The 12,266-nt window shown below is 68.0% G+C and carries 11 protein-coding genes; 8 read left to right on the top strand and 3 right to left on the bottom strand.

Annotated elements, in window-relative coordinates:
- Positions 1–180 precede the first annotated feature (180 nt).
- Complete coding sequence (locus LWW96_RS02755) at positions 181–486, bottom strand: c-type cytochrome (protein WP_291484135.1); 306 nt, start codon at positions 484–486, stop codon at positions 181–183.
- 112 nt (positions 487–598) lie between these two features.
- Between LWW96_RS02755 and LWW96_RS02760 the strand changes: the two genes are divergently transcribed.
- From LWW96_RS02760 to LWW96_RS02780, 5 genes are all read left to right on the top strand, one after another.
- Positions 599–841: a TIGR04438 family Trp-rich protein gene (locus tag LWW96_RS02760; RefSeq protein WP_291484136.1), complete on the top strand. Its 243-nt coding sequence runs from the start codon at positions 599–601 to the stop codon at positions 839–841.
- A gap of 309 nt (positions 842–1,150) precedes the next feature.
- A complete protein-coding gene (locus tag LWW96_RS02765) occupies positions 1,151–2,269 on the top strand; it encodes a glycosyltransferase family 1 protein (RefSeq protein WP_291484137.1) in 1,119 nt (372 codons plus the stop codon).
- Between the two features lie 15 nt (positions 2,270–2,284).
- Positions 2,285–3,115 (top strand): ABC transporter permease, encoded by an 831-nt coding sequence (locus LWW96_RS02770; protein ID WP_291484138.1) that lies wholly within the window; start codon positions 2,285–2,287, stop codon positions 3,113–3,115.
- A 24-nt stretch (positions 3,116–3,139) separates the two neighbouring features.
- Positions 3,140–3,904, top strand: a complete 765-nt coding sequence (locus LWW96_RS02775; RefSeq protein WP_291484139.1) for an ABC transporter ATP-binding protein — start codon at positions 3,140–3,142, stop codon at positions 3,902–3,904.
- A complete protein-coding gene (locus LWW96_RS02780; RefSeq protein ID WP_291484140.1) occupies positions 3,901–5,088 on the top strand; it encodes an LpqB family beta-propeller domain-containing protein in 1,188 nt (395 codons plus the stop codon). Before LWW96_RS02775 ends, LWW96_RS02780 begins: the two co-directional genes overlap by 4 nt.
- Before the next feature lie 108 nt (positions 5,089–5,196).
- Here LWW96_RS02780 and ilvD (LWW96_RS02785) read toward each other — a convergent pair whose 3' ends face one another.
- A complete protein-coding gene (gene ilvD, locus LWW96_RS02785) occupies positions 5,197–6,900 on the bottom strand; it encodes a dihydroxy-acid dehydratase (protein WP_291484141.1) in 1,704 nt (567 codons plus the stop codon).
- A gap of 245 nt (positions 6,901–7,145) precedes the next feature.
- Here ilvD (LWW96_RS02785) and ilvD (LWW96_RS02790) point away from each other — a divergent pair, with 245 nt between their 5' ends.
- Positions 7,146–9,005 carry a dihydroxy-acid dehydratase gene (gene ilvD, locus LWW96_RS02790; protein ID WP_291484142.1) on the top strand — a complete coding sequence of 620 codons (1,860 nt, stop codon included), beginning with the start codon at positions 7,146–7,148 and terminating at the stop codon, positions 9,003–9,005.
- Positions 9,006–9,150: 145 nt separating this feature from the next.
- A complete protein-coding gene (gene lgt / locus LWW96_RS02795; protein WP_291484143.1) occupies positions 9,151–9,981 on the top strand; it encodes a prolipoprotein diacylglyceryl transferase in 831 nt (276 codons plus the stop codon).
- A 77-nt stretch (positions 9,982–10,058) separates the two neighbouring features.
- On the opposite strand, the gene LWW96_RS02800 is transcribed toward lgt, so the two are convergent.
- The gene (locus tag LWW96_RS02800) at positions 10,059–11,012 is read right to left on the bottom strand and encodes a DMT family transporter (protein WP_291484144.1); all 954 of its coding nucleotides are present in this window, start codon (positions 11,010–11,012) and stop codon (positions 10,059–10,061) included.
- Positions 11,013–11,093: 81 nt separating this feature from the next.
- Between LWW96_RS02800 and LWW96_RS02805 the strand changes: the two genes are divergently transcribed.
- On the top strand, positions 11,094–12,026 hold the full coding sequence (locus LWW96_RS02805; protein ID WP_291484145.1) for a LysR family transcriptional regulator: 933 nt from the start codon (positions 11,094–11,096) through the stop codon (positions 12,024–12,026).
- Positions 12,027–12,266: the final 240 nt, after the last annotated feature.

Below are 12,266 nucleotides of genomic sequence, written 5' to 3' on the forward strand. Positions count from 1 at the left end.
CAGCCTGTATTCTTATGCATGCAGCGGTGCTCTGAAGTTTGATGATTGGTCGCACAACCATCTTGCTTGAGATGTCACCGCTGTTTTTTTGCCTCTGGGGTGGCTTACCCCGCTAATCCGTGAAGAACCAAAAAAAAGCCGTGCCCAAGGGCACGGCTGCCGCGTTCTGGCGAACGGGGATTATTTCTGGGTCAGCACCCAGGCAGCCAGCTTCTTGGCTTCTGCTTCGTTGACCTGGGTGTTCGCGGGCATGGGCACGGGACCCCACACGCCAGAACCGCCCTTCATGATCTTGGCGGCCAGTTTGTCGGCGGCATCCTTTTGGCCGGCGTACTTGGCAGCGACGTCCTTGTAGGCGGGGCCGACCAGCTTCTTGTCCACGGCATGGCAGGCCATGCAGTTCTTGGAGGTGGCCAGGGCCAGATCGGCCATGGCCGGTGCAGCGACCGACAGCGTCATGGCAAGGGTGATCAGGGTACGCTTCATGGTGGGATTTCCTGTGGTTGGGTTACAGTTCTTTAATGGGATTGTAGTGGCTTGGGTTGACACGCGTCTTGCCCGTGATCAAGCCGCCAGCCCCCTTATTTTGGAGATCGCCATGTATTTGCTGGGCCTATCCCTGCTGCTTCTCGCGTTGAAATATTTTGAGATCGGGCCGGTGGCGGCCTGGTCGTGGTGGTGGATCGTCGCGCCGTTTGGCGCCACGGCCGCGTGGTGGGCCTGGGCGGACTCGACCGGCTACACCAAGCGCAAGGCCGTGGAGAAGATGGAAGAGCGCAAACGGGAGCGCATCGAGAAGCACAAGGAAGCCCTCGGCATGCGCCCGCGCAAGCCGCGGTAGCCCGCTGGCGCATCGGCGCCGGCCCGGGCATCCGCCCGGTGTTTCATGGCCGCGCGGCCCCACAAGGTGCGCCCTGCCACACGGGTGCCGTGGGATGCCATGACGCCGGTGCCCAAGGGCCGCCCATCTTTTCAAAACCATCTTGTGCGCCCTGCAGGGCAACAAACGTAAGCGATAGTAAGCGCATGGCAGGGCGGCCGCTTTGCGCCGCAGCACAGTGTTCTACCGAGCGCCCGAGGGCAGGGCGCCATCGGCCCGGGACGGCGGCGCGCGTTATGCAAAACACCAGTAGGTCAAGGGAGTGTGTGAATGAAGGTGGCGTTTGGGGTCAGCGTGCTCGCGCGGTCCGTCCAGCAGGGCGGCGTGGATGGCATCGGGACCTACACCCGGGAGCTGATGGCGGCCATGCCGCAGGGCGTGCAGCTGCAGCCTTACGTGTTCGGTCCGGCGAGCCTGTGGACGGGCGCCGTTCCCGCGGTGGCCGCAGGGCGGTTTGGCACGCAGGCGCTCCTGTCGAATGTGCCCGGCGGCAGCTTCCGGGCCATGCGCCGCGCGCTCGGGGCGGGGGTCGATCTGGTGCATGCCACCGATCACCTGGTGCCACGGATGCGGGGGATTCCCGTGGTCGCCACCTTTTTCGATGCGATACCGCTGGCCCATCCCGAGTGGATCCGGTACCGCTTCAAGGCGCTGAAGAACGAGATGTGGCGCCGGACGGCATTCTGGGCCCAGCGGATCATCACCATTTCAGAATATTCCCGGCAGGAGATTGCCGAGCATTTCCGCGTCCCCGTGGAGCGCATCACGGCCATTCCGCTGGGCGTGGGGCCGGGGTGGTTTGATCCGGTGGACGCCGCGCAGGCCGCCGCCGTGCGCGCACGGCACGCGTTGCCAGAGCGTTATTTCGTGACTGTCGGCACGCTGCAGCCGCGCAAGAACATCGCCCGGCTGCTGGCGGCACACAGCAGCCTGCCGTTGCGTTTGCAGCGCGAATTTCCGCTGCTGGTCGTGGGCAAGCCCGGCTGGGGCTGCGAGGATGTGGTGGCGCGGTTTTCTGACGGAACGCTGCCCAACGTTCGCTGGCTGCGCCACTTGCCCGACGCCGATCTGCGGGCGGTGGTGAAGAGTGCGACTGCGCTGGTCTTCCCTTCGCTTCACGAAGGCTTCGGACTGCCGGTGCTGGAGGGCTTTGCGGCCGGCGTGCCGGTGGCGGCCTCCCATGCCACGTCGATTCCCGAGGTGGCCGGCGATGCGGCGCTGCTGTTTGACCCGCTGCGCACCGACGATGTGGCGCATGCCATGGCGCGGATCGCGGAACAGCCGGCGCTCGCGCACCAACTGGCGGCGCGGGGCCGCGAGCGTGTGCGCAGCTTCACGTGGCAGGCGTGCGCGGAAAAGACCGTGCAGGTCTACCAGTCGGTCCTCTGACGGGCGAAGGCAGCCATGGCAAACACGGCCCTTCATGCGCCAGCCGGAGCCTTTGGGCAGCAGGTCCGGCTGCTGGTGCGGGATATCGCCAGCGCGCTGGCGGCGTGGCGCTTCTGGTGCTTCATGGGGTGGAACGATGTGGCCAAAAGGTACCGGCAGACGTTCCTGGGCCCCGTGTGGATCACCGTGAACACGGCTCTGTTCATCGTGGCGTTTGGCCTGATTGGGGCCCAGTTGTTCAAGTACCCGGCCGATTGGTACCTGCCGTATTTTTGTGCCGGGCACGTGTTGTTCGGGTATTTCAGCGCACTGCTCAACGAAGGGTGTCTCACCTACACCGGCTCGGACGCCTTCCTGAAGCAGATGTCCTACCCCAAGACGGCGTTCGTCTTTCGCACCGTGTTCCGCTGCACCGTGCTGATGCTGCACAGCGCGGTGATCGTGCTGGCCGTGCTGTGGTGGTCCGGGCGCCTGGGGGCCGTGCACTGGGCGGCCTTCCTGGGCGCCATGGCGCTCACTTTGCTGGCCGCCAGCTTCGCCGTTGCCATCATTGGCGCGCTGGCCACCCGTTTCAGGGATGTGACCGTGGCCATGGGCAGCCTGATGCAGCTGAGCTTCTTTGTCACGCCCGTGCTGTGGGTGCCCGACGAGCTGACCGAGCGGGCCCGCTGGGTGGTGCGCCTGAACCCGCTGGCATTGTTTCTGGATCTGGTGCGCAACCCCTTGATGGGCACGGCGACGGACCCGCAAGCATGGCTTGCGGCGGCCGGCGTGGTCGCTGTGCTGGGCGTGGTGTTTTTTTTCCAGTACGTCATGGTCCGGCGGCGGATCGTGTACTGGCTGTGACATGGCCAAAAGCCGCGGACCCCTATGGCACACATCCGATTGCACGAGGTCTCCATCGACTTTCCCGTGTTCACTTCGCGGTCGCGTGGTTTGCTCAACACCATGCTGGGGCTGCCGCAGCGTGAAAAGGCGCGCGTGGAGGCCAGCGGCCTGCGGCGGGTCAGCGTGCATGCCTTGCGGGACGTCAGCCTGCAGCTGAATCCCGGGGACCGGGTGGGGCTGGTGGGGGCCAACGGGGCCGGCAAGACGACCCTGCTGCGCGTGCTGTCCGGCGTGTACGAGCCGATGCAGGGAGAGTGCAGCTTCCAGGGGAAGATCGCGGCGCTCACGGACATCATGCTCGGCATGGATGCCGACGCCACCGGCTACGACAACATCATCATGCGGGGCATCGTGATGGGGCTCACGCGCCGGCAGGCGATGGAACTGATCCCGTCGGTGGAGTCCTTCACGCAGCTGGGCGAGCATCTCCAGTTGCCCGTGCGAACCTATTCGCAGGGCATGTTGCTGCGGCTTGCGTTTGCGGTGTCCACCAGCGTCGTGCCCGACATCCTGCTGATGGACGAAATGATTGGCGCAGGCGATGCCAAGTTCTTCAGCCAGGCACAGGGGCGCATCAATGGGCTGATTGAAAAGGTATCCATCCTGGTGCTTGCCTCGCACAACGAACTCATTCTCAGGAGCTTTTGCAACCGCGCGCTGGTCTTGAAGGAAGGCCGCGTGGTGTTTGACGGTGGCGTGGAGGACGCGTTGGCGTTCCACAACGCGCAGCAAGGGGTGACGCCATGAGACTGTTGTCGACAGGACCCGCGGAGGTATACCGGGCCATCGCCTCCATGGGGCGCACGGAAGACATCGCGTGGTCGCCCGACGGGCGCCGGCTGGCACTTGCCGCCATCACGCTGGACCGCTTGCTGGTGGTCGGCGTGGACTGCCAGACTGTGGAAGGCCGCAAAACCCTGGTCCTCACGGATGCCGTGGAGATCGCCTCGGACAGCCTGCAGCGCCCGCACGGCGTGAGCTGGATCGGCAACGACCGACTGGCCGTGGCCAACCGCGAGGGCATCGTGTCGGTCTTCGATGTTCCCGCGCCCCGCGGCCTGGCCTCGGTGCACCATCTCCAGCCCATGGCCGTCATCAGCAAGCGCGAGACCGAGCTGGTGAGCACCCCGGGCAGCCTGTGCGCGCGGGACCTGGGGTCCGGGCTGGTGGAGCTGTGGGTTTGCAACGGCTTTTCCAACTACGTGACGCACCACCTGCTGGACGCCCGGGCCGGCCTGGCCCATCTGGACGCGCAGGTGTTCATGCAGCAAGGGCTCGACCTGCCCGACGGCGTGGCCGTGGACGCCCGGGGAGACTGGGTGGCCATCAGCAACCACGACCGGCATGCCGTGGCGCTGTACCGGAACGACGAGTGGCTTGCGGCGGACCAGGTGCCGGCGGCCCAGCTGCAGGGGGTGACCTATCCCCACGGGCTGTGCTTTCTGGCTGAGGGGCGAATTTTGCTGGTGGCGGATGCGGGGGCGCCCCACGTTGCCGTGTTTTTCCGGCCCGCGCAGGGCTGGGTGGGCGGCGCGGCGCCGGACGACGTGGTGCGCGTGCTGGAGGACGGCGCATTTGAGCAGGGGCATTACAACCCCCGCGAAGGCGGGCCCAAGGGCATCGACGCGCACGAGCCCTGGGGCGTGGTGGTCACTACCTGCGCAGAGCAACCCCTGGCGTTTTTTGATGCAGACCCGCTGGTGGCGCGGGCACAACCCGCGGCGGCGGGCAGCCGCCCGCCGGCCGACCCGGCGCGCATCACGGTCCTGCGGCTTGCCCGTGGTGTGGCGGCCCGGGAGGTCGCAGTGACCGCCGCCGTCCGCAAAGAGCTGGAGCAGATGCGTTCCAGCTGGTCCTGGCGCGTGACTGCGCCGCTCAGGGCATTGGCCGGCCGCTGGATGCGCCGGAACGCGGGGCGCGGCAAGCCCTGAGCGCCTGGGCTACGGCCCCGGGGGACCGGGAGCAGGCCCGGCGCTCTCGAAGAGGCCGCGCAAGGGATCCATGCCCGCGCCACCTGCGCGGGCCCCCCGCGCTGTGCCTCAGTATGCGTCCAGCACGGCGCCCCGGCTCGCGCTGGCGGCGTTGAAGGCAAACTTGGCCTGCACACCGCGGGTATAGCGCGGGGGCGGTGGCGTCCAGCCTTCGCGGCGCCGGGCGATCTCGGCCGCGGGCACGTTCAGCTCCAGCTTGAGCTGGTGCGCGTCGATGGTAATGCTGTCGCCCTCGTGCACGAAGGCAATGGTGCCGCCAGCGGCGGCTTCCGGCGCCACGTGCCCCACCACCATGCCCCAGGTGCCACCGGAGAAGCGCCCGTCGGTGATGAGGCCCACGCTCTCGCCGAGCCCCGCGCCGATCAGGGCGCCGGTGGGGGCCAGCATCTCGGGCATGCCGGGGCCGCCCTTGGGCCCCAGGTAGCGCAGCACCATCACGTCGCCGGCCTGGATCTTGCCGTCCAGAATGGCCTGCAGGGCCGACTGCTCATCGTCGAACACCCGCGCCGGGCCGGTGATGACGGGGTTCTTGAGCCCGGTGATCTTGGCCACCGCGCCCTCGGGGCTGAGGTTGCCCTTGAGAATGGCCAGGTGGCCCTGCGCGTACATCGGGTTGCCGATGGGGCGGATGACGTCCTGGTCTGCGCGGGGCTCGCCGGGCACGTCCTGGAGCACTTCGGCAATTGTCTTGCCGGTGATGGTGAGGCAGTCGCCGTGCAGCAGGCCGGCGTTCAGCAGGATCTTCATCACCTGCGGGATGCCGCCCGCGCGGTGCAGATCGACGGCCAGGTATTTGCCGCTGGGCTTGAGGTCGCAGAGCACGGGCGTCTTCTGGCGGATGCGCTCGAAGTCGTCGATGGTCCACTCCACGCCGGCCGCATGCGCGATGGCCAGGAAGTGCAGCACCGCGTTGGTGGAGCCGCCAGTGGCCATGATCACGGCCACGGCGTTCTCGATGGACTGGCGGGTCACGATGTCGCGGGGCTTGAGGTCCCGCCGGATGGCCTCGATCAGCACCTGGGCCGACGCCCGGGCGGAGTTCATCTTTTCGTCATGCGGGTTGGCCATGGTGGAGGAGTAGGGCAGGCTGATGCCCAGCGCCTCGAACGCGCTGCTCATGGTGTTGGCGGTGTACATGCCGCCGCACGAGCCCGTGCCCGGAATGGCGCGTTTCTCGATTTCGTGCAGGTCGTGGTCGCTCAGCTTGCCGGCGGCGTTCTCGCCCACCGCCTCGAACACGCTCACGATGTTCAGGTCGCGGCCCTGGTAGTGGCCGGGCAGGATGGTGCCGCCGTAGACATAAATGGCGGGCACGTTGGCGCGCAGCATGCCCATGAGGCCGCCGGGCATGTTCTTGTCGCAGCCGCCAATGACGACCACGCCGTCCATCCACTGGCCCTGCACGCAGGTCTCGATGCAGTCGCTGATCACCTCGCGGCTCACCAGGCTGTATTTCATGCCCTCGGTGCCCATGGCCATGCCGTCCGAAATGGTGGGCGTGCCGAACACCTGGGCGTTGCCGCCCGCTTCCTCGATGCCGGCGATGGCGGCATCGGCCAGCTTCTGCAGGCCGCTGTTGCACGGCGTGATGGTGCTGTGGCCGTTGGCCACGCCCACCATGGGCTTGGCGAAGTCGCCTTCCTGGTAACCCATGCCGTAGAACATGGAGCGGTTGGGCGCGCGGCTCTTGCCCTCGGTGATGTGGGCGCTGCGGCGGTTGATGGCAAGGGACGGGCGCGTCGAATCGGTCATTGGCGGTACTCCTGTGGGGAATGCCGCAGTGTCCGCCGGTGCAGTGGCGCTGTCCATCGGTGGGAATACGCAATGCGCCGCAGGGCCCCCGGATGCGTCGGCCATAATTGCGGGGTTTGCCCAGGGCGCGGCTCAAGAGGTTGCGCGTCGCACGGGCGCGCACGGGGCTGCTACGGCGCAGCCCGCCCCCTTCTGCGATCCAATCGTTTTCCTCTTCCTCCCTCCATCCTTCTTTTCTCTCCACGATGCCCGCATACCGTTCCAAGACTTCCACCGCCGGACGCAACATGGCCGGCGCCCGCTCGCTGTGGCGCGCCACCGGCATGAGGGACGACGATTTTTCCAAGCCCATCATCGCCGTGGTCAACTCGTTCACGCAGTTTGTGCCCGGCCACGTACACCTGAAGGACCTGGGCCAGCTCGTCGCGCGCGAGATCGAGGCCGCGGGCGGCGTGGCCAAGGAGTTCAACACCATTGCTGTCGACGACGGCATCGCCATGGGCCACGACGGCATGCTGTATTCGCTGCCCAGCCGCGACATCATCGCGGACTCGGTCGAGTACATGGTCAACGCCCACTGCGCCGATGCGATGGTCTGCATCTCCAACTGCGACAAGATCACCCCCGGCATGCTGATGGCGGCGATGCGCCTGAACATCCCGGTGATCTTCGTCTCCGGCGGCCCGATGGAAGCGGGCAAGACCCGGCTGGCCAACCCCGTCACCAAGACCATCGAGTTCAAGAAGCTCGACCTGGTGGACGCGATGGTGATCGCCGCGGACCAGGCCTATTCCGACGCCGACGTGGCCGAGGTGGAGCGCTCGGCCTGCCCTACCTGCGGCTCGTGCTCGGGCATGTTCACCGCCAACTCCATGAACTGCCTGACCGAGGCGCTGGGCCTGTCCCTGCCCGGCAATGGCACGGTGGTGGCCACGCACGCCGACCGCGAACAGCTCTTCAAGCGCGCCGGCCGCCGCATCGTGGAGCTGGCCCGCCAGTACTACGAGCAGGACGACGAGCGCATCCTCCCGCGCTCCGTGGGCTTCAAGGCCTTCGAGAACGCGATGACGCTGGACATCGCCATGGGCGGCTCCACCAACACCATCCTGCACCTGCTGGCCGTTGCGCGCGAAGCCGGGATCGACTTCACCATGGCCGACATCGACCGCCTCTCGCGCGCCGTGCCGCAGCTGTGCAAGGTGGCACCCAACACCAACAAGTACCACATCGAGGACGTGCACCGCGCCGGCGGCATCATGGCCATCCTGGGCGAGCTGGAGCGCGCCGGCAAGCTGCACACCGATGTGCCCACGGTGCATGCGCCCACGCTGGGCGATGCGCTGACGCAGTGGGACATCACCCGCACGCAGGACGAGGCCGTGCGCACCTTCTACATGGCCGGCCCGGCCGGCGTGCCGACGCAGGTGGCGTTCAGCCAGAACACGCGCTGGCCCAGCCTGGACCTGGACCGTGCCGAGGGCTGCATCCGCTCCGTCGAGCATGCGTTCAGCAAGGAAGGCGGCCTGGCCGTGCTGCGCGGCAACATCGCGCTGGACGGCTGCGTGGTCAAGACCGCAGGCGTGGACGAGTCCATCCACGTGTTCGAGGGCACGGCCCATGTGACCGAGTCGCAGGACGAGGCGGTGGAGAACATCCTGGCCGACAAGGTGAAGGCCGGTGACATCGTCATCGTGCGCTACGAAGGCCCCAAGGGCGGCCCCGGCATGCAGGAAATGCTCTACCCGACCAGCTACATCAAGTCGAAGGGCCTGGGCAAGGCCTGCGCGCTGCTGACCGACGGGCGCTTCTCGGGCGGCACCTCGGGCCTGTCGATCGGCCACTGCTCGCCCGAGGCCGCCGCCGGCGGCGCGATCGGCCTGGTGCAGAACGGCGACCGTATCCGCATCGACATCCCCAACCGCACGATCAATGTGCTGGTGAGCGATGAAGAACTCGCCAAGCGCCGCGAGGCACAGAACGCCAAAGGCTGGAAGCCTGCCCAGCCACGCCCGCGCAAGGTGTCGGCTGCGCTCAAGGCCTATGCCAAGCTGGTGATGTCGGCCGACAAGGGCGCGGTGCGCGACCTGTCGCTGCTGGACGACTGAGCGGGCCGCGGCGCGCGCGCTGCGCAAGCTGCCCCCTCGCAAGCCGCGCCGCCAGCGCGGCTTTTTTCGTGGCGGCCCGGGGCCGCGCCGGGGGTGGCCGCACACCGGCGGGGGCGAATGCGGGGCAGGCACAATACCGGCCACCATGCTGACCTATCCCCACATTGACCCCGTCGCCCTGCAGATCGGCCCGCTGGCCATCCACTGGTACGGGCTGACCTATCTCGCGGCCTTTGGCCTTTTCATGCTGCTGGGCAACCTGCGCCTGCGCCACGAGCCGTTTGCCTCCCTGACCGGCTCTGCCGCGTGGTCGCGCAAGGATGTGGAGGACATCCTCTTCCTGGGTGTCGCCGGGGTCGTGGCCGGGGGGCGCCTGGGCTACTGCCTGTTCTACAAGCCGGGCTACTACCTCAGCCATCCGCTGGAGATCTTCGCGGTGTGGCAGGGCGGCATGTCGTTTCATGGCGGTTTGCTGGGCGTGATCGTGGCGATGATCTGGTTTGCCCGCTCCCGCCAGCGGCCCTGGCTGCAGGTGGCGGACTTCGTGGCGCCCTGCGTGCCCACCGGCCTGGCGGCCGGACGCGTGGGCAACTTCATCAATGGGGAACTGTGGGGCCGCTTTGCCAGCCCCGACCTGCCCTGGGGCATGGTGTTTGCGCACAGCGGTTCCCTGCAGCCGCGCCACCCTTCGCAGGTCTACCAGTTTCTGATGGAAGGGCTGCTGCTGTTCGTGCTGCTGTGGCTGTATGCGCGCAAGGAGCGCCGGCAGGGCCAAGTGGCGGCGGCGTTCCTGTTCGGCTATGGCGTCTTCCGCTTCATTGCCGAGTATTTCCGCGAGCCCGACGCCTTCCTGGGCATCTTGTCGCTGGGCATGAGCATGGGCCAGTGGCTGTGCCTGCCGATGATCGTGGGCGGCATCGCGCTGTGGCTGTGGGCGCAGCGGCAACCCCAGGCGGCCCGGCGCGTGCCCGCTTGAAGAAAATTTTGGTAAAAATGGCATCCAGCGCTTGATGGGTAAGCGCTGGCAGCTATTAAAACAATAGCTATTTTGCTTCAGCAGGACGCCGTGCGCCGCCGCACGGTCAGCAGCGCGGCCGCCACGATCAGCGCACCGCCCACCCAGCCCAGCGGGCTGAGGCTTTCTCCCAGCCATGCCACCGCAAACAGCGCGCCAAACACCGGCTCGCTGCCCATTAGCAGGCCCACGCGGGTGGGCGAGCTGTGGCGCAGCGCCCAGTTCTGCACCCCGAACGCAAACACCGTGCAGCCCAGCACCAGGTACGCGCTGGCCCCCCAAAACTGGGGCTCGCGCGGCAGCGGGGGCAGCCCGCCGGGCAGCGCCAGCGCCAGCCCCAGCGCCCCCGATCCGACGACGGCGGCCTGCACCGCGGTGAGCGCCATCACCGGCGCCGCGCTGTCTCCGCCGCCACGGGTCAGGCGCGTGGTGGCGCACACCGTGATGGCGCGCAGCACCGCCGCGGCCAGGATCAGCGCATCTCCCCAGCCCCAGGCTACGCCGCCCTCGCCGAGCCCTGGCGCGCCGCCGCTGAGCAGCGCGGCGCCCAGCAGCGACACCGCGGCAAACCCCAGCATGGCTGGGGCCGGGCGCTGGCGCAGCAAGGCCCATTCGGCCAGCGGGGTGAACACCACGCACAGGCTGATCAGAAAAGCGGCGTGGCTGGCCTGCGTGTGCGCCAGGCCCCAGGTCTCGCACAAAAAGATGCCCAGCAGCAGCCACCCCAGCGGCAGCCCCGCACGCAGCGCACTGCGCCGCTGCGCCGGGCTGGCGCGCCACCACGCGGGCAGCAGCAGCGCCAGGGTGAGCCCGAAGCGCACAGCCAAAAAGCCCAACACCGGATAGAACACCAGCGCCCCCTTGGCCACGCCATAGCTGGTGCCCCACACCACGGCCACCAGCAGCAGGGCCGCATCCGCCCAGCGCGCGGCAAAGGCTGCCGCAGAAGAGGGCGCGGCCGGTGAAGCGAAGAATGCGGTGGGCTGGGTCATGGTGGTGTCCTTGAAAGCCCTGAATTGTTGGCCTGTGCGTGAAAATTGATAATCTCTGCCAGTGCAAAGCATCTGTTCCGTATGAGCATCAATCAACCTGCCGCCCAGCCTCTGGACGGCCTGACCGACATGGCCGTGTTTGCCCGCGTGGTCGAGGCGGGCGGCTTTTCGGCCGCAGCGCGGCAACTGGGCACCACGCCCTCGGCCGTCAGCCGCCAGGTGGCGCGGCTGGAGGGCGCATTGCGTGTGCGCCTGCTGGAGCGCACCACCCGCAAGGTGCGGCTGACGGAAGCCGGCACCGCCGCCTACGGCCGCTGCCAGGCCCTGGTGGCCGCCGCGCGCGAGGTCTGGGCGCTGTGCGACACGCACACGGGCGCGCCGTCCGGCCTGGTGCGCATGAGCGTGCCCAAGGCCGTGGGGCGCCAGGTGGTGCACCCGCTGGTGCTGTCGTTCCTGGCGCAGTACCCGGCGGTGGATGTGCAGCTGGTCGTGACCGACCGCGTGGTGGACCTGTGGGAAGAGGGCATCGACCTGGCCTTGCGCATCACCGACGCGCCCCCACCCGGATTGGCCGGCCGGCCGGTGGCCACGGTGCGCCACCGCATCTGCGCCAGCCCCGCGTACCTGGCGGCCCACGGCCATCCCGGGCACCCGCGTGACTTGGCCGAGCACGCCTGCATCTACCTGGGCGAAGACGAGCGCGACCGGCACTGGCGCTTTGTGCGCGGGCCGGAGACCGCCACCGTCACCGTGCACGGCCGCTACGTGGCCAACCACAGCGAGCTGCGGCTGGAGGCGGCGCTGGCCCACCTGGGCATCGCCAGCCTGCCCGGCTTCACCGCCCAGGCCGCGCTGCACAGCGGCGCCCTGGTGGAGGTGCTGCCGGACTGGGAGCACCGCACCAGCTACGCCGGCACGGCTTGGCTCCTGTACCCGCCCAACCGCTTCCTGGCCGCCAAGACCCGGGCGTGGATCGACCATCTGGTCCAGGGGCTTGCGCAGCTGAAGAGCTAGGTAGTTGAGCGGAAAGCGTGCCCGCAGATCGGGAGGACTGCAAGTGCGGGGGCGCAAAAAGGACCCATAGCAGCCGGAGCGGTTGCGAGGTTTTGCAACGCTGCAGACCGCCCGAGCCCGCAGAGGCACTCGGCGCAGTGATTCGTGCACAGGGTGCCTGGAGGCCTCTGCGCTCCATCCCTCGCGTCGCCGGTTCCCCGCGGGCGGATGTCGTTTTTATGCCGCAACCCGGCGGGTGTT

The organism is Acidovorax sp., from assembly GCF_021287135.1.
Taxonomy (GTDB): domain Bacteria; phylum Pseudomonadota; class Gammaproteobacteria; order Burkholderiales; family Burkholderiaceae_C; genus Acidovorax.